24 protein-coding genes and 1 riboswitch are annotated in these 24,803 nt (G+C 75.0%); of the genes, 13 read left to right on the forward strand and 11 right to left on the reverse strand.

Annotated elements, in window-relative coordinates:
• Positions 1–477: 477 nt before the first annotated feature.
• Positions 478–1,434 carry an SCO1860 family LAETG-anchored protein gene (locus ACIQCH_RS27675; protein WP_402585199.1) on the forward strand — a complete coding sequence of 319 codons (957 nt, stop codon included), beginning with the start codon at positions 478–480 and terminating at the stop codon, positions 1,432–1,434.
• A 98-nt stretch (positions 1,435–1,532) separates the two neighbouring features.
• On the opposite strand, the gene cobC is transcribed toward ACIQCH_RS27675, so the two are convergent.
• On the reverse strand, positions 1,533–2,978 hold the full coding sequence (gene cobC, locus ACIQCH_RS27680) for an Rv2231c family pyridoxal phosphate-dependent protein CobC (RefSeq protein ID WP_402585324.1): 1,446 nt from the start codon (positions 2,976–2,978) through the stop codon (positions 1,533–1,535).
• A 146-nt stretch (positions 2,979–3,124) separates the two neighbouring features.
• Here cobC and ACIQCH_RS27685 point away from each other — a divergent pair, with 146 nt between their 5' ends.
• Entirely contained in the window at positions 3,125–3,934 is an 810-nt protein-coding gene (locus ACIQCH_RS27685) for a ZIP family metal transporter (protein ID WP_402585201.1), read from the forward strand.
• Between the two features lie 11 nt (positions 3,935–3,945).
• Here the strand turns inward: ACIQCH_RS27685 and ACIQCH_RS27690 are convergent, their stop codons facing one another.
• From ACIQCH_RS27690 to ACIQCH_RS27720, 7 genes are all read right to left on the reverse strand, one after another.
• Positions 3,946–5,388, reverse strand: coding sequence for a cobyrinate a,c-diamide synthase (locus ACIQCH_RS27690; RefSeq protein WP_402585203.1), 1,443 nt, complete (start codon positions 5,386–5,388; stop codon positions 3,946–3,948).
• Positions 5,382–5,981, reverse strand: coding sequence for a cob(I)yrinic acid a,c-diamide adenosyltransferase (gene cobO, locus ACIQCH_RS27695; RefSeq protein ID WP_030203223.1), 600 nt, complete (start codon positions 5,979–5,981; stop codon positions 5,382–5,384). The genes ACIQCH_RS27690 and cobO overlap by 7 nt, the downstream gene beginning before the upstream one ends.
• The gene (locus tag ACIQCH_RS27700; RefSeq protein WP_402585205.1) at positions 5,981–8,101 is read right to left on the reverse strand and encodes a putative cobaltochelatase; all 2,121 of its coding nucleotides are present in this window, start codon (positions 8,099–8,101) and stop codon (positions 5,981–5,983) included. Before ACIQCH_RS27700 ends, cobO begins: the two co-directional genes overlap by 1 nt.
• On the reverse strand, positions 8,098–9,624 hold the full coding sequence (locus tag ACIQCH_RS27705; RefSeq protein WP_402585206.1) for a cobyric acid synthase: 1,527 nt from the start codon (positions 9,622–9,624) through the stop codon (positions 8,098–8,100). The genes ACIQCH_RS27700 and ACIQCH_RS27705 overlap by 4 nt, the downstream gene beginning before the upstream one ends.
• The gene (locus ACIQCH_RS27710; protein ID WP_402585208.1) at positions 9,621–10,658 is read right to left on the reverse strand and encodes a cobalamin biosynthesis protein; all 1,038 of its coding nucleotides are present in this window, start codon (positions 10,656–10,658) and stop codon (positions 9,621–9,623) included. Before ACIQCH_RS27710 ends, ACIQCH_RS27705 begins: the two co-directional genes overlap by 4 nt.
• Before the next feature lie 34 nt (positions 10,659–10,692).
• Positions 10,693–10,855, reverse strand: a riboswitch (cobalamin riboswitch).
• Positions 10,856–11,005: 150 nt separating this feature from the next.
• Complete coding sequence (locus ACIQCH_RS27715) at positions 11,006–11,227, reverse strand: hypothetical protein (RefSeq protein WP_402585210.1); 222 nt, start codon at positions 11,225–11,227, stop codon at positions 11,006–11,008.
• A 35-nt stretch (positions 11,228–11,262) separates the two neighbouring features.
• Positions 11,263–12,513, reverse strand: coding sequence for an anion permease (locus ACIQCH_RS27720; RefSeq protein WP_402585212.1), 1,251 nt, complete (start codon positions 12,511–12,513; stop codon positions 11,263–11,265).
• Positions 12,514–12,797: 284 nt separating this feature from the next.
• Between ACIQCH_RS27720 and ACIQCH_RS27725 the strand changes: the two genes are divergently transcribed.
• Positions 12,798–13,925 (forward strand): alpha/beta hydrolase, encoded by a 1,128-nt coding sequence (locus ACIQCH_RS27725; RefSeq protein WP_402585214.1) that lies wholly within the window; start codon positions 12,798–12,800, stop codon positions 13,923–13,925.
• Between the two features lie 234 nt (positions 13,926–14,159).
• A complete protein-coding gene (locus ACIQCH_RS27730) occupies positions 14,160–15,479 on the forward strand; it encodes a hypothetical protein (protein WP_402585326.1) in 1,320 nt (439 codons plus the stop codon).
• A gap of 60 nt (positions 15,480–15,539) precedes the next feature.
• Here ACIQCH_RS27730 and ACIQCH_RS27735 read toward each other — a convergent pair whose 3' ends face one another.
• Positions 15,540–15,935, reverse strand: coding sequence for a VOC family protein (locus ACIQCH_RS27735; protein ID WP_402585216.1), 396 nt, complete (start codon positions 15,933–15,935; stop codon positions 15,540–15,542).
• A gap of 83 nt (positions 15,936–16,018) precedes the next feature.
• Positions 16,019–16,909 carry a neutral zinc metallopeptidase gene (locus ACIQCH_RS27740; RefSeq protein ID WP_402585218.1) on the reverse strand — a complete coding sequence of 297 codons (891 nt, stop codon included), beginning with the start codon at positions 16,907–16,909 and terminating at the stop codon, positions 16,019–16,021.
• A gap of 140 nt (positions 16,910–17,049) precedes the next feature.
• Between ACIQCH_RS27740 and ACIQCH_RS27745 the strand changes: the two genes are divergently transcribed.
• The 9 genes from ACIQCH_RS27745 to amaP all read left to right on the forward strand — a co-directional run bounded on the left by ACIQCH_RS27745 (position 17,050) and on the right by amaP (position 23,529).
• Complete coding sequence (locus ACIQCH_RS27745) at positions 17,050–17,748, forward strand: PQQ-binding-like beta-propeller repeat protein (RefSeq protein WP_402585220.1); 699 nt, start codon at positions 17,050–17,052, stop codon at positions 17,746–17,748.
• A gap of 168 nt (positions 17,749–17,916) precedes the next feature.
• Positions 17,917–19,515 carry an ABC-F family ATP-binding cassette domain-containing protein gene (locus ACIQCH_RS27750; RefSeq protein WP_030203201.1) on the forward strand — a complete coding sequence of 533 codons (1,599 nt, stop codon included), beginning with the start codon at positions 17,917–17,919 and terminating at the stop codon, positions 19,513–19,515.
• 327 nt (positions 19,516–19,842) lie between these two features.
• On the forward strand, positions 19,843–20,064 hold the full coding sequence (locus tag ACIQCH_RS27755) for a helix-turn-helix domain-containing protein (RefSeq protein WP_030203198.1): 222 nt from the start codon (positions 19,843–19,845) through the stop codon (positions 20,062–20,064).
• Positions 20,065–20,198: 134 nt separating this feature from the next.
• Positions 20,199–20,978 carry an enoyl-CoA hydratase/isomerase family protein gene (locus ACIQCH_RS27760; protein WP_402585222.1) on the forward strand — a complete coding sequence of 260 codons (780 nt, stop codon included), beginning with the start codon at positions 20,199–20,201 and terminating at the stop codon, positions 20,976–20,978.
• A 197-nt stretch (positions 20,979–21,175) separates the two neighbouring features.
• Complete coding sequence (locus ACIQCH_RS27765) at positions 21,176–21,661, forward strand: Asp23/Gls24 family envelope stress response protein (RefSeq protein ID WP_402585224.1); 486 nt, start codon at positions 21,176–21,178, stop codon at positions 21,659–21,661.
• 25 nt (positions 21,662–21,686) lie between these two features.
• Positions 21,687–21,878: a hypothetical protein gene (locus ACIQCH_RS27770; protein WP_030203185.1), complete on the forward strand. Its 192-nt coding sequence runs from the start codon at positions 21,687–21,689 to the stop codon at positions 21,876–21,878.
• Between the two features lie 171 nt (positions 21,879–22,049).
• A complete protein-coding gene (locus tag ACIQCH_RS27775) occupies positions 22,050–22,352 on the forward strand; it encodes a hypothetical protein (RefSeq protein ID WP_402585328.1) in 303 nt (100 codons plus the stop codon).
• A complete protein-coding gene (locus ACIQCH_RS27780; RefSeq protein WP_402585226.1) occupies positions 22,349–22,972 on the forward strand; it encodes a DUF6286 domain-containing protein in 624 nt (207 codons plus the stop codon). The genes ACIQCH_RS27775 and ACIQCH_RS27780 overlap by 4 nt, the downstream gene beginning before the upstream one ends.
• Positions 22,969–23,529 carry an alkaline shock response membrane anchor protein AmaP gene (amaP, locus tag ACIQCH_RS27785; protein ID WP_402585228.1) on the forward strand — a complete coding sequence of 187 codons (561 nt, stop codon included), beginning with the start codon at positions 22,969–22,971 and terminating at the stop codon, positions 23,527–23,529. The genes ACIQCH_RS27780 and amaP overlap by 4 nt, the downstream gene beginning before the upstream one ends.
• A gap of 429 nt (positions 23,530–23,958) precedes the next feature.
• Here the strand turns inward: amaP and ACIQCH_RS27790 are convergent, their stop codons facing one another.
• On the reverse strand, positions 23,959–24,714 hold the full coding sequence (locus ACIQCH_RS27790) for an SDR family oxidoreductase (protein ID WP_402585230.1): 756 nt from the start codon (positions 24,712–24,714) through the stop codon (positions 23,959–23,961).
• Positions 24,715–24,803 lie beyond the last annotated feature (89 nt).

The following is a 24,803-nucleotide window of genomic DNA, read 5'->3' on the forward strand; positions in this document are numbered from 1 at the left end:
TCGGCCGGGCCTGCGGCCCCCCTCGGCCCGGGCCTGCCTCCGGACCAGCCTGCCACCCCTGTCAAGCGCCTCCCCCACACACCACGGGACCCACCGGCACCGCCAAGGAGTCGGCGGCCTGGGTGGGGGAGGGGCGGGGTGTCTGTGGCCGGGGCCCCAACGAGGGGGAGTCACGGGCTTCTTCGGGCCGGACGGGGTGGTTGACGTGGGCGTTACCCCTTGCTGATCGGCATCGTTGGGATGGCTCGTGTGGGCGGGGTTCGTGGGTGTGGGGGTGCCTCGGGTGGGTTGTGCGGGGGTGCCGTGTCGCGTGATTCGAATGCGCAGGCGGAAACCCCTCTTTGGAGTGAACTCACGCCAGGTTGCCGCTCGTTCACTCTCAGTGCGTAAGGATTCCTCGGGTCGAGGCCGTCGGCGGCGCAGTGTCCCCCATTGGCGCCGCCCGCGGCTCCATAACTCGTTGGGGGTTCCACCACCTTGAACAGCAACACCTTCCGTACGCCCGTACGCCGTTCCTCAGCCGCGCTGGCCGCCGCGGCCCTCGCCGCGGGTCCCACCGCGCTCCTCACCGCCGGCCCCGCGCACGCCACCGGAGGGGACGGAAGGGCGAGCGCCGTCGTGCTGCGCACCGGACTCGACGTCGGGCTGCTCAACAAGACCGTGCACGTGCCGCTGAAGGCCACGCTCAACGAGGTCCAGGCCCCGGCCAGCGCGGACAGGACCGCGCTGACCGTGACGCTGGACGGGGTCGAGCAGGGCAAGCCCGTCAGTGTGCTGCGGGCGGACGTGGCCAGCGCCACGGCCACCGCCGACCGGCGTCGTGCCGAGGGTGCGGTGAAGCTGGTCAACGCGAAGATCCACGTCCCGGGTCTGCCGCTGCTCTCGCTCATCCAGGTCGAGAAGGTCACCGCACGCGCCCTGTGCGAGGCCGGCCGGCGTCCCGTGGCCGAGTCGAACGCGCTCGGCGCCGTCACCGTGCTCGGCAAGCGCGTCACGCTCTCCGCGGGCGGCACCACCAAGGTCGACGTCCCCGCGGTCGGCGAGGTGCGGCTGGACCTGTCGAGCAAGGAGACCACCTCACGGACCGCGGCCGCCACGGCGCTGCGGCTGAAGGTCTCCGTCAACCCGTTGAAGTTGAACGTGGCCGAGGTCGACGGCGAGGTCGTGCTCGCCGAGGCCTCCTGCGCGACGCCGGCGGGCGGTCCGACCCCGTCGGCCACGCTGCCCGCCACGTCGGTGCCCACGCCGCCCGGACACACCACGAAGCCCGACGTGAAGCCGCAGTCCGGCGGTACCACCGGGGGCAACCTGGCCGAGACCGGTGGCAGTTCGGCCACCCCGTACGTGGCCGGCGGCGCGCTGCTGCTGGTCGGCGTCGGCGCGGGGGCGCTGGTGCTGGGCCGCGGTGGCCGGGGCCGCGGCAGCGGGGCCTGACCGGTCCGAGGGGGTAGGGGGCCTAAGGCCATGGGGAGCCGAGGGTGAGGGCGTCGGTACAGGGCGCCCTCACCCTTCGGCGTAGGGGCCGATGAGGGTCAGCGCGTCGTCAGGGTCAGCGCCTTGTCCAGGGCCTGCAGGAACCGGCCCGTCGTGGCCCGGTCGCGCACCGCCAGGCGCAGCCAGTCGGGGCCCAGCCCCGGGAAGGTGTCCCCCCGCCGGGCCGCGAAGCCCAGCGTGCGCAGCCGGTCCCGTACCTCGTCCGCCCGGTCCACCCGGATCAGGACGAACGGTCCTTCGGCCGGCCGGACCGCCCGGATCTCCTCGAACTCCGCCAGCCCCGCCAGCAGGTGGTCCCGGTCCCGCGCGATCTGACGGGCGGCCTCCTCCGCCTCCGCCAGCGCCCGCTCCGAGACGCAGGCCTCGGCCGCCACCAGCGCCGGCGTGGACACCGGCCACAGCGGCTGCGCGCGCTCCAGCAGGGCCACGGTCTCGGGGTCGGCCAGCACGTAGCCGATCCGCAGCCCCGCCAGCCCCCAGGTCTTGGTCAGGCTGCGCAGCACGACCAGCCCCGGTACGTCGGTACGGCCCGCCAGCGCCTCGCGCTCGCCCGGGACGGCGTCCATGAACGCCTCGTCCACCACCAGGACCCGGCCCGGCCGGGCCAGTCGCACCAGGGTCTCGGCCGGGTGCAGCACCGACGTGGGGTTGGTCGGGTTGCCGACCACCACCAGGTCCGCCTCCTCCGGGACCGCCGCCGGGTCCAGCCGGAAGCCGTCCTCCTCGCGCAGCAGCACCCGCTCCACCCGGTGGCCCGCGTCCAGCAGCGCCGCCTCCGGCTCGGTGAACTGCGGGTGCACCACTACCGGCCGGCGTACCGGCAGGGCCCGCGCCAGCAGCACGAACGCCTCCGCCGCGCCCGCCGTCAGCAGCACCCGCTCGACCGGCAGGCCGTGCCGCTCGGCGACCGCGGCCCGCGCCGCGCTCCCGTCGGGGTAGGCCGCCAGGGCGTCCAGGGAGGTGGCGATCTCGTGCCTGAGCCACGCGGGCGGGGTGTCCGCCCGTACGTTCACGGCCAGGTCCACCAGCCCCGCGATGCCGCGCACCTCGGCGTCCCCGTGGTGGCGCAGGTCCGGACCGGACGCCACGGCCAGCCGGTCGCCGGCCGTGGCGACCGCGCAGGTGGCCTGCGCCGACCGCTGCTTGGGTACGAGGAGCCGGCCGCCCGCCGCGAGCGCGGCGGCCTCCGCGACCGAGGGCGTGCCCACGGCCGTCAGTACGTCGTCCGACGGGTGCGGCACGTGCACGTCGGCGAGGGTCCGGGCGTCGTAGGCCACCAGCGGTACGCCGTAGCGGGCGGCCGCGCCGACGATGCCCGCCTCCCCGGCCTTCCCCTCGACCGTGGCCAGCGCCGCCACCGCGGCGGGCGTCAGCCCGACCCCGCGCAGCGCGTCCTCGACCACTCCGCAGACCTCGTCCACGGACACGCCCCTGCGGGCACCGACACCGACAACGACCCGGGCGTCGGGCGCCCGGGATATCAAGCCGATCAAGACGAGGGTCCTCTCGAACTGTGGGGGGATCGGGTGCAGCGATGATTCCCGGATGTCAACCCGGCGGTCAACGGTGTGCCTCGCCACTCGGCCGCACGCAGGTGCGCGAACCACCCGCAGTCGGTATGCAGGGCCCTATGGCGGTCATCGTGGCTCTGGGCGCGTTCTTCATGACGCTGGCCGGCGGGTGGACGGCGCAGCGCGTCACCGACCGGCGCCACCTCGTGCTGGGCCTGGCGGGCGGGCTGATGCTCGGCGTGGTCGGCCTCGACCTGCTGCCGGAGGCCCTGGAGGCCGCCGGCCGGAAGGTCTTCGGGGTGCCGATCGCGCTGCTGCTGTTCGTGGCGGGGTTCCTCGTCGCCCACGTGGGGGAACGGCTGCTGGCGGTACGGCAGGCCGCGCACGGGGCGGGGGGAGAGGGCGGGCACCACCACGCCGGGCACCCCCACGGCGGGGACGAGCACCTCGGGCACTCCGCCGACCGGCTGCGCCCCGACGGGACCGCCCGGGTACCGCAGGTGGGTCTGGCGGCCGCCGCGGCGATGGTCGGCCACAGCCTCATGGACGGGATCGCGCTCGGCGCGGCCTTCCAGGTCGGCGGCGGCATGGGCGTGGCCGTGGCCCTGGCGGTGATCACCCACGACTTCGCCGACGGCTTCAACACGTACACGCTCACGAGCATGTACGGCAACGACCGCCGCAAGGCCCTGCTCATGCTGTTCGCGGACGCAGCGGCCCCCGTGCTCGGGGCCCTGTCCACCACGCTGTTCACGCTTCCGGAGGAACCCCTGGGGGCGTACCTGGGGTTCTTCGGCGGGGCCCTGCTCTACCTCGCGGCCGCCGAGATCCTTCCCGAGGCCCACCACGAGCACCCGGCGCTGTCCACACTGCTGTGCACGGTCGGGGGAGTGGTGGGCATCTGGGTCGTGGTCGGCCTCGCGGAGTGAGCGGGGCCGGGTCATGCCGGTGCCGCCGCCCCCGGTGGGGCGCCCGCGGTGGGGGCCGCCGCCCGGGCCGCCGCCGCGACCAGGCGGTGGGCGACCGAGGGCTCGGCCGCCCAGTGCGTGTGCAGGTAGCTGGCGTGCACACCGCCCCGTACGAAGCCCTCCAGGCGCCGCTCGGGGTGCGTGAACCCCCACGCCGGACCGGTGTCCGTACCCGATGCGCCCGCACCCGGCTCGATGACCGTGCGGTGGAACTCGTGCCCGCGCAGCCGGGTGCCGGCGGCGGCGAGCGCGTTGTCCGCGAGCGCCACCGCCTCGCGGTAGCCGAGGGTGAGGCGCTCCGACATGCGGGCGTCCGCCTCCAGCACCCCGCACATGGGCTTCCCGTCGAGGGAGCGGGCCAGGTACAGCAGGCCCGCGCACTCGGCGGCCACCGGGGCGCCGGTCGCCGCCAGCTCGGCCACGGCCTTGCGCAGCGGCTCGTTGGCGGCCAGCTCGGGGGCGTAGACCTCGGGGAAGCCGCCGCCGATCACGAGCCCGCTCGTGCCGTCGGGGAGGTCCTCGTCGTGCAACGGGTCGAAGGTGACCACCTGCGCGCCGGCGGCCGACAGCAGCTCGGTGTGCTCCGCGTACGAGAACGTGAACGCGGGCCCGCCGGCCACGGCGACGACGGGGCCCGCGCCCCGCGCCGCGCGCTCCGCGATGGCCGCGGTCCCCCCGCGCGGGTCCGCCACGGGCGACCACGCCTCGCACGCCAGCGGCGGCGCGGACCGCGCCAGCGCCAGGAGGGCGTCGAGGTCGCAGCCCGCCCGGACCTGCTCGGCCAGGGCCCGTACGGAGTCCATCGCGTCGGCCCGCCGCTCGGCGACCGGAACCAGCCCGAGGTGCCGCGAGGGCGCGGCGACCTGCGGCGCCCGGCGCAGGACGCCGAGCACGGTCGCGCCCGCCTCCTCCAGCGCCTCCCGCAGCATCGCCTCGTGCCGGTCCGAGCCGACCTTGTTGAGGATCACGCCGCCGAGCCGCACCTGGGGGTCGAACGAGGCGAAGCCGTGCACCAGCGCGGCCACCGACCGGGACTGCGACGAGGCGTCGACCACCAGCACCACCGGCGCCCGCAGCAGCTTCGCCACCTGCGCCGTCGAGGCCAGCTCGCCCTGCCCGGCGGCCCCGTCGTACAGGCCCATCACGCCCTCGACCAGGGCCAGGTCGCAGCCGGCGGCACCGTGCGCGAACAGCGGGGCCACCAGGTCCGGGCCGCACATGAACGCGTCGAGGTTGCGCCCCGGCCGGCCCGTGGCCAGCGCGTGGTAGCCCGGGTCGATGTAGTCGGGCCCGGTCTTGTGCGGGGAGACCTTCAGGCCGCGCTCGGTGAACGCGGCCATCAGGCCCGTCGTGACCGTGGTCTTTCCACTGCCGGACGAGGGCGCGGCGAGGACCAGCCGCGGGACGTTCACCACTCGATGCCCTTCTGGCCCTTCTGGCCCGTGTCCATGGGGTGCTTGACCTTGGTCATCTCGGTGACCAGGTCCGCGAACTCCACCAGCTTCTCCGGCGCGTTGCGGCCGGTGATGACCACGTGCTGCTGCCCGGGACGGTTGCGGAGCACCTCGATGACCTCGTCGGTGTCGATCCACCCCCAGTGCAGCGGGTAGGCGAACTCGTCCAGCACGTACAGCCGGTGGGTCTCGGCGGCCAGGTCGCGCTTGACCTGCTCCCAGCCCTCGCGCGCGGCCTGCTCGTTGTCGAGCTGGGCGTCGCGCTGCACCCAGGACCAGCCCTCGCCCATCTTGTGCCAGACGACGGAGCCGCCCTTGCCGGTCTCGCCGAGGGCCTTGAGCGCGTTCTCCTCGCCCACCTTCCACTTGGCCGACTTGACGAACTGGAACACCCCGATCGGCCAGCCCTGGTTCCAGGCGCGCAGCGCCAGGCCGAAGGCGGCCGTCGACTTGCCCTTGCCGGGGCCGGTGTGCACGAACACGAGCGGACGGTTGCGGCGCTGACGCGTCGTCAGGCCGTCGTCGGGGATGACGGTCGGCTGTCCCTGGGGCATTACGCGGCCTTCCTGGTGCTGTAGGGGTCGGTGGTGGTGCGTACGTCCTTCACGAGGCCCGCGATCGAGTCGGCCCGCAGCCCGTCGAGGGTCACTGCCGGCCCGCCGAGGTCGACGGCGAGCCGCTCGGCCAGGCCCAGCCGTACCGGTCCGGACTCGCAGTCCACGACGACGGAGGCGGTGCCCCCGCCCGCGAGCAGCCGGGCCGCGCGCGCGGCGGTCGCCAGCGCGTCCGGTCCCGCCGTGGCCCGCCCGTCGGTGACGACCACCAGAAGGGGCCGTCGCGAGGGGTCCCGCAGCCGCTCGACGCGCAGCACCTCGTGCGCCTTGAGGAGCCCGGCGGCGAGCGGGGTCCGCCCGCCGGTGGGCAGCTTCTCCAACCGGGCCGCGGCCGCGTCCACGGAGGAGGTGGGCGGCAGGGCCAGGTCGGCCGAGCTGCCCCGGAAGGTGATCAGGCCGACCTTGTCGCGCCGCTGGTAGGCGTCCAGGAGCAGCGAGAGGACGGCTCCCTTGACGGCGCTCATGCGCTGCCGGGCGGCCATCGAACCCGAGGCGTCCACGACGAACAGCACCAGGTTGCCCTCCCGGCCCTCGCGCACGGCCTGGCGCAGGTCGTCCCGGCGCACCACCAGCCCGGGGCCGGACCGGCCGCGGGCCCGCTGGTGCGGGGCGGCGGCCTGCACCGTGGCGGCCAGGTGCAGCTTCGTCAGGTGGCCGCGCGGACGCTGTGCGCCGGTGGTGCGGCCGTGCGCGGTGCGGGCCCGCGAGCGCCGGCCCGCCGCGCCCTCGCCCAGGCCGGGCACGCTCAGCGTGCGGGCGCGGAAGGGCTCCCCGGCCCGTACGGCGGCCTGCTCCGGCGCCTCGGCCGCCGGGGCCGCGGCGGGCTCGGGCTCGGGCGCGGGCTCGGGGCCGGGCTCGGGCGCGGGCGGCTCGGCGGCGCGGTCGTCCGCGGGGCCCTGGCCCTGCGGCGGCACCCCGCCGTCGTCGGGCCCGTCCGGGCCGTCCCCGCCGTCAGGCCCGTCCGAGCCGTCGCCGCCGTCACCCGGACCCTGCGGCTCCGGATCGGGTTCGGGCTCCGGTTCCGGCTCGTCGTCCGGGAAGCCGTCCAGGATCCGGTCGAGCTTCTCCTCGTCCAGACCCGGCGCGTCGAAGGGGTTGCGCCGCCGCCGGTGCGGCAGGGCCAGCAGCGCCGCCTGCCGGACGTCCTCCTTGCGCACCGTCGTCCGCCCGGCCCACGCGGCGAGGGCCACGGCCGTGCGCGCCATCACGATGTCGGCGCGCATGCCGTCCACCTCGAAGCCGGCGCACACGGCGGCGATCTGGAGCAGCACCCCGTCGCCCAGCGCCACCGAGGGCACCAGCGCACGGGCCGCGACCACCCGGTCGCGCAGTTCGGCCTCCGCCCCCGACCATCGGGCCGCGAAGGCCGCCGGGTCGGCGTCGTACGCGAGCCGGCGCCGGACCACCTCGACCCGCTGCCCGGGTTCGCGCGAGGCCGCGACCTCGACGGTCAGCCCGAACCGGTCCAGCAGCTGCGGCCGCAGCTCGCCCTCCTCGGGGTTCATGGTGCCCACGAGCAGGAACCGGGCCGCGTGCCGCACCGACACGCCCTCGCGCTCCACGTACGACGCGCCCATCGCGGCCGCGTCCAGCAGGAGGTCGATCAGGTGGTCGTGCAGGAGGTTGACCTCGTCGACGTACAGGATGCCGCGGTGCGCGTCGGCCAGCAGGCCCGGCTCGAAGGCCTTCACGCCCTCGGCCAGCGCCCGTTCGATGTCCAGCGCGCCCACCAGCCGGTCCTCGGAGGCGCCGACCGGCAGCTCCACCATCCGCGCCGCCCGGTCCGCCCCCGCGGCGGCCGCGTCGTCCTCGTGCGGCCCGTCCGGGCAGCCCGGGTCGGGCTGCCCGGGATCGCAGCTGAACCGGCAGCCCGCGACCACCGGCACCGGCGGCAGCAGGGCCGACAGGGCGCGCACCGCGGTCGACTTGGCCGTGCCCTTCTCGCCGCGGACGAGCACGCCGCCCACCGCCGGGCTCACCGCGTTCAACAGCAGGGCGAGCCGCAGGTCGTCCATCCCGACGACGGCCGTGAAGGGGTACTGCGTGGTCTGGACGGTCATGCGGGCGCCCCCGGAGCGATGAACGGGAGGCCGGCCGGAGCGCCGGCCTCGATGAGCCGCAGCAGCGCGGCGGTGTCGGCGTGTTCCTCGATCAGGTCGCCCAGCAGGTCCAGCTGCTCCTCGCGCAGGGCCCCGAAGGACGTGTCCGGCGCCGGTACGAACCGGCGGCCCGCGGCGGCCGCGACCTCGCGCAGGAACGCCCGTCGGAAGCCGTCGGACTCCAGCGAGCCGTGCCAGTGAGTGCCCCACACCGAGCCCACCCGGCAGCCGTCCAGGAAGGGCTCGCCGCCGCGCACGTCCGCCACGCCGTGGTGGATCTCGTACCCCTCGACCGGCTCGCCGAGGGCCGTGCCCGAAGGCCGGGCCAGGGTCTTCTCCCGTTCGAAGCGGATCCGTACGGGCAGCAGGCCGAGACCGTCGACCGCGCCGGCCTTCGACTCGACCTCGTCCTCGATGTGCTCGCCCAGCGCCTGGAACCCGCCGCAGATGCCCAGCACCGGCCGCCCCTCGGCGGCCCGCCGCACCAGGGCGTCGGCCAGCCCGCGCTCGCGCAGCCAGGCCAGGGCCTTCACCGTGCCGCGGGTGCCCGGTACGACGGCCAGGTCGGCGTCCGCCAGCTCCTCCGGCCGGTCCACGAACCGCACGACCACGCCCGGCTCGGCGGCCAGCGCGTCGACGTCGGTGAAGTTCGACATCAGCGGCACCGCGCACACCGCGACCCGCAGCACGTCCTCGCCCACCGGCGGGGCCACCACCGACTCGCGCACCGCGCCGCGCAGCGAGACCCGCAGGCCGTCCTCCTCGTCGATGCCCAGACCGTGCTGGAAGGGCAGTACGCCGTACGTCGACCGGCCGGTGAGCCCGCGCAGCATCTCCAGGCCGGGCTCCAGCAGGGAGACGTCGCCGCGGAACTTGTTGACCAGGTAGCCGGCCACCAGCTCCTGGTCGGCCGCGCTCAGCAGGGCGGTGGTGCCGAAGAACGAGGCGAAGACCCCGCCCCGGTCGATGTCGCCGACCACGACGACGGGGAAGCGGGCGGCGCGCGCGATGCCCATGTTGACGATGTCGGTGCGCCGCAGGTTGATCTCGGCCGGACTGCCGGCCCCTTCGCAGATCACGGCGTCGTACATGCCCCGCAGCTGGGCCAGGCAGTCCGTCACCACGCCGAGCAGCTGTTCCTGGCGGCCGCCGTGGTAGCCGCGGGCGCTCATCTCGCCCACCGGCCTGCCCAGCAGCACGACCTGGCTGCTGCGGTCGCCGCCCGGCTTGAGGAGCACCGGGTTCATCAGCGCGGTGGGCTCGACGCGGGCCGCCTGGGCCTGCATGGCCTGGGCACGGCCGATCTCGGCGCCCTCGCGGGTGACGAAGGAGTTGAGGGACATGTTCTGCGCCTTGAAGGGCGCGACCTTGACGCCCTTGCGGGCCAGCCAGCGGCAGATGCCCGCCGTGACCACGCTCTTCCCGGCGTCCGAGGTGGTGCCGGCGACCAGCAGTCCGCCGCCGAGCCGTGCGCCGCCGCTCATCCGCGCGCCGCCTTCCGTGTCGTGACCGAACGTACGAGGGGCCGGGGTACCGGGGCCGGACGCCCGGAGCCCCGGCGTCCGCCGGCCCGGCGTCCCGGGCTCCGCGCGGCCAGCGCCCGGGCCGCCACGCAGGCGCCCAGCGCGAGCCAGGTGACCTGCCGGGACAGCCGGACGGCCCGCTCGATGTCGGGCACGGAGACCGGGCGGGCGTCGCCGTTGAGCACGGCGCGGTGCTCGGTCCGGCCGGCGTAGGAGAGGGTGCCGCCCATGCGGACGCCCAGCGCGCCGGCGAAGGCGGACTCGACGGGTCCGGCGTTGGGGCTCGGATGCTTCGCGGCGTCCTGCCGCCAGGCCCGGACCGCCCCCCGACGGTCCGGGCCCGCCAGCACGGCCGCGGCGGCCGTCAGGCGGGCGCCGGGCCAGCCCGCGAGGTCGTCGAGGCGGGCCGAGGCCCAGCCGTAGCGCAGGTAGCGGGGGGACTTGTGGCCGACCATCGCGTCGAGGGTGTTCACGGCCCGGAAGGCGACCAGCCCGGGTACGCCGGCCACGGCGCCCCAGACCAGGGCGCCGACCACGGCGTCGGAGGTGTTCTCGGCGACCGACTCCACGACGGCCCGGGCGATCTGCTGCTCGTCCAGGTGCTGCGGGTCGCGCCCGCACAGGTGGGGGAGGCGCTCCCGGGCGACGTCGGCGTCCCCGGCGGCCAGTGCCCCGCCGATGGCGCGGGCCTCGCGGGCCAGGGAGGTGCCGCCCACGACGGCCCAGGTGGCGGCGGCGGTCAGGGCGATCCGGGCGGGGGCCGGGCGGGCGCGCACGGCACGGGCGGCGAGCACGCCGAGCGCGGCGGCGCCACCGGCGCAGACGAGGGTGTGCACGGCTCCGCGGCCCCGGTGGTCGCGCCACAGGGCGCGCTCCACGGCGGCCGCGGCCCGTCCGAAGGCCGCGACGGGATGCCCGCGGCGCGGATCGCCGAGGATCCGGTCGCCGATCAGGCCCACCGCCGCGCCGTACGCGAACACGCGATCGGCACGCATGGCAGGTATGTCCTCACTCAGGGTCCGCGCCCTGGTTCGACGTAACCGGCGGTGAGAGTTCCTGGCTCCCGGGGCGCGCGTACGGTCCGGCCGTACGAACTCCCCGGTGACAGTGGCGGGACCGCGCCGGATTCGCACCGGACTTCCTCTCCTGCCGCCGTGATGGCTCGGGCAGTCCACCACGCACCGCGATAGCCCGTCAACTCGCCGTTGACCTGCGGTGAGGTGCACGCGGGGGCGCGCGGAAGCCCCGGCCGGGAGCCCGCCGCGGGACCCCGGCCGGACGTGCGGGCATGCGAAAACTCCCCCGCGGGAGAACCCGCGGGGGAGCACGTCGTCGCCGGTCGTCAGGTGACGATGAGGTAGATCCCGTACGCCACGGCCGCCGCGCAGGCGGCGAAGGCGGCGTACGCGCCCGAGCGGGCGAGGTGGGCCGCGCCGCCCTGCTGGACCGCGGCCTCGTGCTTCGAGAGGCCGACGATGCCGAGGGTGAACAGGCTCACCAGGGCGACGGTCGCGCCGAGGCTGACGCCGAAGACGGAGCCGAGAGCTGCCCAGTCGATGTCCATACCGAAAGTCCTCTAGTCCTCTGTGGTGCGGCGGGTCAGACCGCGGCCGGGGCCTGGGGGGCCTCGGGCTGGGTGGGGGCCGGGATGGTGGCCTTGAGGTCCTCGTCCGTGACGGCGGCGGTGGTGCCGGCCGGCGGCGGGGTGACGGCCGCGATGGCGGTGGTGATCACGCCCGGCTCCTCGGCGTCGAGGTCGGTGACGTTGTGGTGGTCGACGACCTGGCGGCGCGAGATCAGCCAGATGGCCAGGCAGGACCCGACCAGGAAGAGGGCGACGGCGACGACGCCGACGGTGCCGATGCGCATGACCCACTCGGCGCCCGCGCCGACGAGGGCGGCGGCCGGCAGGGTCAGGCCCCAGGCGATGAACATGCGGGTCGCGGTGGACCAGCGGACCACGCCGCCCTTGCGGCCGAGGCCGGCGCCCATGACGGCACCGGAGCACGCGTGGGTGGTGGAGAGCGAGAAGCCGAGGTTGGCCGAGGACAGGATGACGCTCGCGGCCGAGGTCTGGGCGGCGAAGCCCTGCTGCGGCTGGAGGTCGGTCAGGCCCGAGCCCATGGTGCGGATGATGCGCCAGCCGCCGAGGTAGGTGCCGAGCGCGATCGCCAGGCCGGCGGAGACGATGACCCAGACCGGCGGGTTCGAGCCGGGGGCGATGGCGCCGCCGGCGACCAGGGCCAGGGTGATGATGCCCATCGTCTTCTGGGCGTCGTTGGTGCCGTGGGCGAGGGAGACCAGGCCCGCGGAGGCGATCTGGCCGGCCCGGTAGCCCTTGGCGGAGGTCTTGTCGTCGACCTTGCTGCCGAACTTGTACGTGGCGCGGGTCGCGACCATCGAGGCGACGCCCGCGACGAGCGGGGCGGCGACGGCCGGGATCAGGACCTTGGTGACCAGGGTGCCGCCGTTGACGGCGCCGAGGCCGGCGGAGGCGACCGCGGCACCGACGAGGCCGCCCATGAGGGCGTGCGAGGAGCTGGAGGGGAGGCCCACCAGCCAGGTCACGAGGTTCCAGAGGATCGCGCCGACGAGCGCGGCGAAGATCACTTCGGGCTGGATGCCGTCCTCGTTGACCAGGCCCTTGGAGATCGTCTTGGCGACCTCAACGGACATGAACGCGCCGACGAGGTTGAGCACGGCGGACATGGCCACCGCCGTCTTGGGCTTGAGAGCGCCAGTCGAGATGGTGGTCGCCATCGCGTTGGCGGTGTCGTGGAAACCGTTCGTGAAGTCGAACACGAGGGCGGTAACGATCACGATCCCGAGGAGAAGCGTTATGTGCTCCATTTACCCAGGCTTCTGTTTGAGGTCAGTGGCTCGTTCGACCGTAGGCAACCTGAGTGAACGGAAGATGAACTGGGTCGGGCGGATCGGTGTACCGGAGGGCCAGATACCGCCCTATTTTGTCCGGATTCTGGCACTCATGTCCGCAAAAATGCACGTCAGGGGTAGGTGAACAAGACAAGTCTCCCGGACACGGAGAGTCACCGAGACCCCCAGGATGAGATCCACATCACTCCGCGGACGTCCCTCCGCTGGCCGTCGGGCCCCCCGCCTCCGAGACTGGAGCGGTGCGCACCGTGACAGCGACGGCAGCTGCCGTCACCGCCCTCGTGGGCGCCGGCGCGGCCGCGGTCGCCGCCGGCCGCTACGCCGGCGACGCCGTGCTCAGGCCCGCCCCCGGCCGGCCCCTGCCCGACCCCGTCCCGCTCAGCGTCCACTCCGCCGTGGACGGGCGCGTCGCGCTGACCCGCAGCCTGGCCGCGCTGCGCCCCGGCACGTACGGGCTGGACGCCCCCGGCGTCCACGCGGTCGTCGGCCCGGTCCTCGACGGCGTGCCCCACGACCCCGACACCGTCGTGCGCCGCCTCGACCGGGTCACCCACGGCGAGCTGGTCCCGGGCACCCGCGTCCGCTTCACCCCCTCGCTCCACCGTGGCGACCCGGGCAGCGCCCTCGGGCTCGGGTACGCCGACGTCGACGTACCCGGCGAGCTCGGCGCCCTGCCCGCGTGGTTCGTGCCCGGCCCCCGCCGCACCTGGGTCATCACGGTGCACGGGCTCGGCACCACCCGCGAGCACCCCATGAACCTCATCCCCTTCCTGCACGGCCAGCTCGTGCCCGTGCTCGACCTCGCCTACCGCAACGACCTCGGTGCCCCGGCCTCCCCGGACGGCCTGGGCCACCTCGGCGAGTCCGAGTGGCGCGACCTGGACGCCGCCATCCGCTACGCCGTGCGCTTCGGCGCCGAGCGGGTCGTCCTGTACGGCTGGTCCACCGGCGCTTCCATGGCGCTGCACGCCGCCTCGCGCTCCGCGCTGCGCGACCGCATCGCCGGCCTCGTCCTCGATTCCCCGGTGCTCGACTGGCACGTCACCCTGCGCGCCCTGGCCGCCGCCCGCGGCACCCCCGGCCCCCTGGTGCCGCTCGCCGTCCGGGCCGCCCAGGGCCGGACCGGGCTGCGCGGCGACCGGCTGCCCGAGGCCGCCGACCCCGACGGGCTGCAGGTGCCGGTCCTGGTCTTCCACGGCCCCGGCGACACCCTCGCCCCCTGGGGCCTGACCCGCCGGCTCGCCGATCGCCGGCCGGACCTCGTCACGCTGTACAGCATCCAGGAGGCCCCCCACGCGGCCATGTGGAACGCGTCCCCCGCCGCCTACGAGGAGGCCCTGCGCCGCTTCCTCACCCCCCTCATGTGAACGCGCCCCCGGCGAACTCCCCCGTGTGACGCGGCTCTCACGAGGCCCCACCTGCCCCGCACTTGTCACGATGACGTGAACACGCTCATGGCAACGGCCGGTTCCGTTTGGGCTTTCGGCCGATGAAGGGCGAGACTGCTCTCCGTGACGTCCCGAAAGCCTGATGAGCAGCTGGCGCGCGACTCCCGACTCCGACTCGTCTCCACGCCGTCCGTGGCCGCCGCCCGCGAGGCGGTGACGAACCGGCGGACCCGACCGGCACCCCGGCCGCCCGCCGGCACCCCGGCCCCCGCCGAACTCGCCAACCGGGCCAGAGCGTCACTCGCCGACGAGGTGCGGCTCACCCGCTGGACCGCCGCGCACCCGGGCGACGCGTCCGACGACGGCCGCCCCGGCACCCTGCCCGCCGCCACCGCCGAACGGGCCGCAACGGACCTGCGCCTGACCCCCGGCCAGATCCGCGCCGCCTGGGACCGTGCCCGGCTCGCCGGCCTCGTCGAGATGCACGGCACCAGTGCCCGCCCCGGCTGGCGGCTGCGCGCCTGGGACAGCGACGACTCCGCCGTGCTGCGCGGCTGGGTCGCCCTCTTCGATGCCTGGTCCCTCATCCACCCCGCGCCCGCCGACCTCGCCCCCGAGGTCGTCGCCGAGGTCGTCGAGGCCATGCCGCAGCTGCTGTCTCTGCTCCAGCTCTCCGCCGGACCCGTGACGGTGCCCGCCCTGCTCGACCTGCTCGGCCAGCGCGTGGCCGAACTGCGCGACGAGCGCTGCGAGGTCCCGTACGAGAACCCCGAGGACGCGGCCGACACCGCGGGCGCCCCCGACCCGGCCGCCCTCGCCCGGCTGCTGCGCTGGGCGCTCGGCGCCCTGGCCGCGGTCGACGCCCTCACCCTCGGCCCCAAGCGCGCCACCCTCACCCCGCTCGGCAGCTGGGCGGTGTGGGTCAAGCTGGAGCAGATCTGCGTCGCCGCCCAGAGCCCCGCCGGCGGCAACATCGAGCAGCCCGCCGCCAACATGCTCCTCGGCTGCGCCCGCCTCACCCCCGGCGCCGCCCGCGCCGAGTACCGCGCCTGGCTCGCCGCCCGGCCCGTCGGCAGCGCCATCGCCGAGCTGCTCCAGGCCGCCCGCGGCGAGGACGCCCTGCTCCGCGGTCTCGCCTTCGAGGCGCTGCGCGTGGTCGGCGCCCCCGCCGAACCGGACGTGCGCGCGGCGGCCGCCGACCCGACCCTGCGCCCGTACGCGCTGCTCTGGCTCGCCGAGCACGACGGTGCCGACCCCGAGGACGTCCAGGAGGTGCTCACCCGCGAGGAGTCGACCTGGCTGTGGGTGGACACGGCCGCGGCCGTCGCCGACCACGGCGAGAACGAACTCCTCGTGCGGCACCTCGACTCGGCGGTCCGCACGACCGTGCCCCACCTGCTCGACGAGGTGCGCGCGGTCGGGCACCCGCGCACCGTGCAGGTACTGGTCGCGCTGGCCGCCGCGCACCCCGACCCGGCCCTGGCCAAGGCCGTGCGCCGGGCCGCCTTCCAGGTCCACACCGGCGGCGCCTGACGGGGTGCGGGGGTCGCCGCCCCGACCCCCGCCCCCGGCGCCGGGACGGACCCGCCCGGGTCAGACGGCCGGAGCGTACGTGCCGAAGCTCCAGATGTTGCCCTCGCCGTCGCGGGCCATGTAGTCCCGCGAGCCGTACTCCTGGTCCGTGGGCTCCATCAGGATCTCGACCCCGTGCTCCACGGCCCGCTTGTGGTGCGCGTCGACGTCCTCCACCACCACGTACACGCCCGTGGGACCCGCGTCCCCCATCGCCGTGTCGAAGACCCCGCCCCGCCCCTTGCTGCCCAGCATCACCACGCCGGTCCCGTACGCCAGCTCCGCGTGCATCACGGTGCCGTCGTCGGCCTCGTACACCGCGACCCGGGTGAAGCCGAAGGCCTCCGTCAGCAGCCGGACGGCCGCCTTCGCGTCGTTGTACAGCAGCGTCGGACAGACGGTCGGACTACCTGCCATGTCGACCACTTCCTCTCGTGAGAGTGACCCGCGGCACAGTCTGACAGGAGGGTGTGACGGTCCCCGGGAGGCGACCGGACCGCTCAGCGGAAGGTGTTGCACTGCGCCATGTCGCCCGTGCGGTAGCCCTGGTGGAACCACCGCCGGCGCTGCTCGGCCGACCCGTGCGTCCACGACTCCGGCGCCACCCGCCCCTGGAACCGCTCCTGGATCCGGTCGTCGCCCACCGCCGCCGCCGCGTCCAACCCCTCCTTGATGTCCTCGTCCGTCAGCTTCGTGATCAGCGGCCGCCCGGTGGACTCGTCCGGCGTGCGCGTCGCGTTGTGCGCCCACACCCCGGCGTAGCAGTCGGCCTGCAGCTCCACCTTCACCGCGTTGCTGTTCGCGCCCGTCCCGCCGTCCTGGGCGCGGGCCAGCGTCCCCATCAGGTTCTGCACGTGGTGCCCGTACTCGTGGGCCACCACGTACGCCTGCGCGAACGGCCCGCCCGAGGCGCCGAACGTCGTCCGCAGCTCCTCGAAGAACCCCAGGTCCAGGTACACCTTCCGGTCGCCCGGGCAGTAGAACGGCCCCACCGCCGAGGTCGCCGTCCCGCACGCCGTGGGCACCCGCCGGGAGAAGAACACCGTCGGGGCGGGCGTGTACGCACCACCCCTGCGGGCGAATTCCTGCCGCCAGAAGTCCTGCGCGCTGTTGACGACCGCCACCAGCCGGCAGTCCTCGCGCGCGTTGGCGTCACGGCCGGTCCGGCATGCCTGCTCCACCTGCGAGACCGACGACGCGGTCGCCTGCGGCTCGGTGTCCCCCGAGGAGATCCCCAGCTGCTCCGGACCCACCCCGAGGAACAGCGCGAGCAGGAGCGCGATCAGGCCCACGACGCCGCCGCCGATCGTGGCGCGGCCGCCCGGGATGCGGCTGCCGCGCACGTCCTGGACCTCGGACGTGTCCAGGTCGGCATCGTCGTCGAACTGCATGGCCGCACCGCCTCGCTCCGGGTACCGACCCCCCCATCCTGTGACGACGGCGCCGGCCCCGCGCCGGGCGAGGGCCGAACGGGCGACCCGGGGCCCGCCGCCCCCGGCGCGCCCCGGGCCGCCCACTAGGCTCGGCGCCCGTGCACCGCAACGCCGTCCGCCGGGCCGCCCGCGCCGCCCTCCCGGCGCTGCTCGCCACGGCGGCCGCCGCCCCGCTCGCCGGCACCGTCCACGGCGCCGGCGGAACCCCGTACGGGGACCGGCTCACCGTCCACCCCGGCCCGGGCCGGCCCGTCGCCGAGCCCGCCGTACGGACCGACGGCGCGGCCGTCGTCGCCCGCGTCCCCGGCACCGGCCCGCCGTTGTGGACCTACCGCCGCGCCGGCCGCAGGCCCGCCGCCCTGTTGGCCGTGCCCGGCCACGCGGTCGCCCTCTGGGACGACGGGCTGATCACCGACACCGACCGCCGGACCGGCGCCGTGCGCTGGCACCGGGCCATGCCCGACGCGGCCGCCGGCGCCCCGTGGCCGCTCGACCCGGGGACCCGGATGCTCGCCGTCGTGACCCCCGCCCGCATCTCGGCGTACCGCACCGCCGACGGCGACCTGCGCTGGACCTTCCCCGCCCCCGCCGACTGCGCCTTCCGGCCCGGCGGGCCGCTCCGCGTCGACGGCGTGCTGCTCGTGCCCCGGCCCTGCGCCGACCCCGACCGGCCCTGGCAGGAGGGCATCGTCGCGATCGACGCCCTCGGCCGGGTCAGCCCCACCCGCCGCCCGCTGGCCAACGAGCGCCCGGGCGACCCCGCAGGTCCGCGGCGGGGGAGCGCCGCACGGCCGTGACCGCGGGGGCGGAACGCAGTGAACCCACTCACAGCGCCGAAATCTGGTTGCGTACCCCCGTTAGACTTACTCCCATGGCAAATCTCCTCGCGGATTAGCGGCGTCGAAGCACGCGAAGCACGCATCACCGCCCCCCTTCCGCCGTCCGAACCGCCCTGGAGCATTTCCGTGATCACCGCCACCGGCATCGAGCTGCGCGCCGGCGCCCGCATCCTCATCGAGAACGCCTCGTTCCGCGTCGCCAAGGGCGACCGCATCGGCCTCGTCGGCCGCAACGGAGCGGGCAAGACCACCCTCACCAAGTGCCTGGCCGGCGAGGGCCAGCCCGCCGGCGGCAGCATCGCCCGCTCGGGCGAGGTCGGCTACCTGCCGCAGGACCCGCGCACCGGTGACCTCGACGTCCTCGCCCGCGACCGGATCCTGTCCGCCCGCGGCCTGGACGTCCTCATCAAGAAGATGCGCGCCAACGAGGACCGCATCGCCAACGGCGCCGGTGCCACCCGCGAGAAGGCCCTGCGCCAGTACGAGCGCCAGGAGACCGAGTTCCTGACCAAGGGCGGCTACGCGGCCGAGTCCGAGGCCGCCACCATCTCGGCCGCCCTCGGCCTGCCCGACCGCGTGCTCGGCCAGCCCCTGCACACCCTCTCCGGCGGTCAGCGACGCCGCGTCGAGCTGGCCCGGATCCTCTTCTCGGACGCCGACACCCTGCTCCTCGACGAGCCGACCAACCACCTCGACGCCGACTCGATCATCTGGCTGCGCGACTACCTCAAGACGTACCGCGGCGGCTTCATCGTGATCTCCCACGACGTCGACCTGGTCGAGACGGTCGTCAACAAGGTCTTCTACCTCGACGCCAACCGCTCGGTGATCGACGTCTACAACATGGGCTGGAAGCTCTACCAGCAGCAGCGCGAGGCCGACGAGAAGCGCCGCAAGCGGGAGCGCCAGAACGCCGAGAAGAAGGCCGCCGCCCTCAACGCCCAGGCCGACAAGATGCGCGCCAAGGCCACCAAGACCGTTGCCGCCCAGAACATGGCCAAGCGCGCCGACCGCCTGCTGGCCGGCCTGGACGCCGTGCGCGTCTCCGACAAGGTCGCCAAGCTGCGCTTCCCCGAGCCCGCGGCCTGCGGCAAGACCCCGCTCACCGCGGAGGGCCTGTCGAAGTCGTACGGCTCGCTGGAGATCTTCACGGACGTCGACCTGGCCATCGACAAGGGCTCCCGCGTGGTCATCCTCGGCCTCAACGGTGCCGGCAAGACCACCCTGCTGCGCCTGCTCGCGGGCGTCGAGCAGCCCGACACCGGCGGGGTCACCCCGGGCCACGGCCTCAAGCTCGGCTACTACGCCCAGGAGCACGAGACCCTCGACCCGGACCGCAGCGTCCTGGAGAACATGCGCTCCGCCGCGCCCGACCTCGACCTGGTCGAGGTCCGCAAGGTGCTGGGCTCGTTCCTGTTCTCCGGGGACGACGTCGACAAGCCGGCCGGGGTGCTCTCCGGCGGCGAGAAGACCCGCCTGGCCCTGGCCACGCTGGTGGTCTCCTCGGCGAACGTGCTGCTGCTCGACGAGCCGACGAACAACCTCGACCCGGCCAGCCGCGAGGAGATCCTGGGCGCCCTGCGCACGTACAAGGGCGCGGTCATCCTCGTCACGCACGACGAGGGCGCGGTCGACGCGCTGGAGCCGGAGCGGATCATCCTGCTCCCGGACGGCATCGAGGACCTGTGGGGCCCGGACTACAAGGACCTGGTCGCGCTCGCCTGAGCCCGCCCCGGCGACCCGCCCGGGCCCGCCCGGCCCGTTCGGTGCGAATGATCCGGAGGCTTCTGGATCATTCGGCCCATGCGTGATCCATCATCTGAGTGAGACGGACTGGTACCTCTGCGTGCTGGCCGTCTCACTTCCTTTTCGGCCGGCGAAAAGAATCTCCAGGTCAGGGCCCGCAAAGATCCGGACTGCGCAATTCCGCTCGTGACGGCCGCAGCACTCCGGGAAAAAGCCCCCCGACGGACCTTGTCGAATGGGTGGCCAGGAAGGCGGGGAGGGGTGATCATGAGAAGTCCAGAGCGCACTTCCCATGAGGAGGCACGGGTGGCCGAGACTCTGAAGAAGGGCAGCCGGGTGACCGGCGCCGCGCGCGACAAGCTCGCGGCAGACCTGAAGAAGAAGTACGACTCCGGTGCGAGCATCCGGGCGCTGGCCGAGGAAACCGGCCGCTCCTACGGGTTCGTGCACCGGATGCTCAGCGAGTCCGGAGTCACGCTGCGCGGTCGCGGTGGCGCGACGCGCGGCAAGAAGGTGGCCACGACCTGACCCAAGGCCGCGGGCTGCCGCGGATCGTCACACCTGCCGTCGGATGCTTCGGTGACCCCCGGTCGGCCGTGAGGTCGGCTGGGTGGTTACTGTGCAGTCACTTAGCTGCATGCTGACTGACTCCGGAGGCGATGATGGCTCTGCTCGACAAGGACGGCGTACGACTCAGCGTCGAAGACACGGTCGCCACGGTGACACTGACCAATCCGGCCAAGCGAAACGCTCAATCCCCCGCGCTCTGGCGGGCGTTGGCGGAGGCCGGGCGGTCGTTGCCGGGCACGGTGCGGGTCGTCGTCCTGAACGGTGAGGGCAAGTCCTTCTCGGCCGGCCTCGACCGGCAGGGGTTCACGCCCGAGGGCTTCGAGGGAGAGCCGTCCTTCCTCGACCTGGCCCGGGGCTCGGACGAGCGCCTCGACGCCACGATCGCCGAGTACCAGGAGGCGTTCACCTGGTGGCGGCGCAACGACATCATCTCCATCGCCGCCGTACAGGGGCATGCCGTCGGCGCGGGCTTCCAGCTGGCCCTCGCCTGCGATCTGCGCGTCGTCGCCGATGACGTGCAGTTCGCCATGCGCGAGACCAGCCTGGGCCTCGTCCCGGACCTCACCGGCACGCACCCGCTGGTCTCCGCCGTGGGCTACGCCCGCGCCCTGGAGATCTGCGCCACCGGCCGCTTCGTCCAGGCGGAGGAAGCCGAGCGGATCGGCCTGGCCAACCTCGTCGTGCCCGGCACCGAGCTCGCCGACGCGGTCAAGGACCTCACCGCCGCGCTGCTCGCCGCCCCGCGGGACGCGGTGATCGAGACGAAGACCCTGCTGCGGGGCGCCGTCACCCGCTCGTACGAGGACCAGCGCGCCGCCGAGCGGGCCGCCCAGGCCCGCCGGCTGCGCGACCTCGCGGGCCTCTCCGACTGACCCTTACCACCCCGACGGGCCCCCGGCCGCCACGGCGACCGGGGGCCCGTCGGCGTGGTGGTCGCGCCCGGAAGGCGTCCGGAGGCCCGCCCCCCGTTTCGAGACCGGGCGGGCCGGGGAACAGCCCCGCAGGGCGGGCGGTCCCGGCCGACCCCGCTTACGGTGGGTGGAGCCCGACCATCCCGAAGGGACCCGGCATGACCGACGACAGCTCCAACGACTTCGGCGCACCCGGCCCGTCCGGCACCCGCGGCACCCACGGCCGCAGCCCGCTCCCCGACGCCGCCGACCGCGGCCGCACCTCCGTCGCCGACGACGTGGTCGAGAAGATCGCCGGCCTGGCCGCCCGCGAGGTCCCCGGCGTGCACGCCCTGGGCAGCGGCCTGTCCCGCACGTTCGGAGCCGTCCGCGACCGCGTTCCGGGCGGCTCCGCGAAGTCCGTCTCCCGGGGTGTGAAGGCCGAGGTCGGCGAGGTGCAGACGGCCCTCGACCTGGAGCTCGTCGTCGACTACGGCGTGTCCATCCGGACCGTCGCCCGAACCGTCCGCGAGAACGTCGTCTCGGCGGTCGAGCGCATGACCGGCCTGGAGGTCGTCGAGGTGAACATCGCCGTCACCGACGTCAAGCTGCCGGAGGATTACGACGAGGAGCCGGACTCGCCCGCCAGTACCCGGCTCCAGTAGCCGCACCCGCCGAGAGGAGCTCGCGATGAGCATGGCCGTGGTCGGCCTGTTGGCCGGCATGGCGTTGGGGTTCGCCGGGTACTTCGGCGGCTTCGGCGCCTTCCTTCTCGTGGCGGCGCTCGGCGCCGTCGGCTTCGTGGCGGGCCGTTTCCTGGACGGGGACGTGGAACTCGGGGACTTCCTCCGCCCGCGCGGCCGCGACGACCGGCTCAGGTGACCGCCGGTGACCACGCCCGACCCGGACGGACCCGTCCCCCGGCCGGTCCCCGACGGGACCGGGCCCCGCGCCCCCGGTGACGCCCCGCGGCCCCCCGCCGCCCCCGGCCCCCGGCCCCTACGCCCCTCCCGGGCCGCCGCCGTACCCCCCGCCGAACGCGGCTCGACCCGGATCGCCGACCGCGTCGTCGCCAAGATCGCCGCCCGGGCCGCCGGCGAGGCGCTGCCCCGGGCACCGCGCGACGTGGCACCCCCGCACGCGACCGTCACCGTGCACCACGACATCGCCCGGGTCCGCATCAGCCTGGAGCTCGACTACCCGTCGGACCTCGGCGCCGAATGCGCCGCCGTCCGGCGCACCGTCGCCGCACGCGTCGAGGAACTGGCCGGCATGACGGTGCCCGAGGTCGACATCGACGTCGAACGTCTGCACTCCACCCACACCCAGCCCTCGCCCCGGGCCCGGCTGCGATGACCTCCCGCCCGCCCGACCTCCACAAGGAGCCCGAGCCCGCACCCGCAGCCCCGGCCCGCCACGGAACCGCCCGGCGGTTCTGGTCGGCCCGGCGCGTGCCGGCGGCCCTGACGGCGTTCGTCCTGCTCGGCGCCGCCGTCGTGTTCCTCTACGACGTCGCCGCCGTACGGGCCCACCGCCCGGGCATGCAGTGGCGCCGCTCCCTCGCCGACGCGCTCGCGCGGCACACCCTGGACGAGCCCGCGGTGACGGCCGCGGCCGCCGCCGCCGTGGCCCTCGGGATCCTGCTGCTCGTCCTGGCCGTCACCCCCGGGCTGCGCGGCCTGCTGCCCATGCGCACCGTCGTGCCCGGCGTCCGGGCCGGGCTCACCCGCAAGGCGGCCGCGCTCGTCCTGCGCGACCGCGCCATGGAGGTGTCCGGCATCCAGTCCGCGCGGGCGGCGGTGGGCCGGACCCGCCTGACGGTCCGCGCGACCTCGCACTTCCGCCCGCTGGAGGAGGTACGGGCGGACCTCGACCACGTACTGGCGGTGGGGCTCGACGAGCTCGGACTCGCGCGCGAGATGCAGGTCCACGTCAAAGTCACCCGCCCCACGAAGGAAGGGGGGCGGGTGCGGTGAACCGCCTCGGACGGGTCAACCGGGTCCTGCTCGGGCTCGTCGGCCTGGTGCTCCTGGCCCTGGGCGTCGTCGGACTCCTCGGCCTGTGGCCGTTCTCGGGCCGCGACGACGTCCTGCTGAGCGCCGACGAGCGGCAGCACTGGCGCGCGGAGGGCTGGTGGTGGCCCGTGGTCCTGGCGGCGCTGGCGCTCTGCGTCCTGCTCGCCCTGTGGTGGCTGCTCGCCCAGCTGCGCCGGTCCCGGCTGGAGACGGTGCTGGTCGACACCGGCGACGGCGCCTTCGCCCTGCTGCGCGGCCGGGCCCTCGAGGCCGCGCTGAGCGCCGAACTCGGCGCCCAGGACGGCGTCGCCCGCTCGCAGGTCACCCTGCACGGAAGGCGCGAGGCGCCCACCGCCCGCGTCCGCCTGCTGCTCGCCCCGTACGCCGTCCCCGCCGACGCCCTCGACGCGCTCACCGACCAGGCCCTCACCCACGCCCGCGACTCGGCCGGCCTGGCCGAACTCCGCGCGGAGGCCCGCCTGCACGCCACGGACCACCACGTGCGCCGGGTCACCTGACCCATCCGGCTCCGCCCCCGACCCGCGAAGGCAGGAAGACCGCTGGAGCCGGCGGAGGATCGCAGCCCCCGCAGGCCGCCCCGTGGTGTGTGGGGGAGGCGCTTGAGCCGGTAGGGCAGGCTGGTCCGGAGGCAGGCCCGGGCCTGGGGTGGCCGAAGGCCAGGGCCGAAGGCCCCGAAGTCCCAGGGGTGGGCCTGCCGCAGGGCCTGCAGGCCCTGCCGGGTCAAGCGCCGAGGGGACCCACGCACCACGGGGCGGCCCACGAAGCGAGCCCACCCCGACACCGGCTGAGGACCACGACGCCTCAGGCACCACCGCGGGCCGGTGCCTCAAGCACCCACCATGAGCCGGTGCCTCAAGCCCCGAGGCGACGACCGCGCCACACAGACCACGAGTCGACACCTCAAGCCCCCACCACGGGCAGCCGGCTCAGAACCCCCGCCGCGCGCCCCCGTCCACCGGCAGCATCACGCCCGTCAGGTACGAGGCCGCCGGCGACAGCATGAACGCCGCCGCCTTGCCGAACTCCTCCGGAGTGCCGTACCGGCGCAGCGGGATCTGGGACTCGTTCGCGGCCCGGGTCGCCTCCGCGTCCCCGGACATCTCGTCCAGTCCCCGCACCCGGTCGGTGTCGATCCGCGCCGGAAGCAGCCCCACCACCCGGATGCCCTGCGGCCCCAGGTCGGTGGCCAGCGACTTGGCGAAGCCGGCGAGCCCGGGACGCAGCCCGTTGGAGATGGTCAGACCGGGGATCGGCTCGTACACCGAGCCCGAGAGCACGAAGCCGATGACCCCGCCCTCGCCCAGCTCCGCCGCCGCCGTCCGGGCGAACCGGACCGCCCCCAGGAAGACCGCCTCGAACGCGGAGCTCCACTGCTCGTCCGTGTTGTCGGTACCGAATCCGAAGGGCGGCCCGCCGACGCTGACCAGCACGCCGTCGAAGCGACCGAACCGCTCCCGCGCAGCGGTGATCAGCCGGTGCGCGGCCTCGGGGTCGGAGTTGTCCGCGGCGATCCCGACGGCGTTCGGCCCCAGTTCGGCGGCCGCGGCCGCCACCGCCTTCTCGTCCCGGCCGCTCACGACCACCTTCGCGCCGTCCGCCACGAGTTCGCGGGCGGAGGCGAAGCCGAGGCCACGGCTGGCCCCGGTGACGACGTACACACGGTCCTTCAGTCCAAGATCCATGTCCCTATCCTGCCGAACGGAAAGCAGAACCAGAACCCAACCCGAACCGAACCCGAACCCCCCGCGCCCAACCCGAACCCGAGCCCACC

The organism is Streptomyces sp. NPDC093225 (assembly GCF_044753805.1).
In the GTDB taxonomy this organism is placed as follows: Bacteria; Actinomycetota; Actinomycetes; order Streptomycetales; family Streptomycetaceae; genus Streptomyces.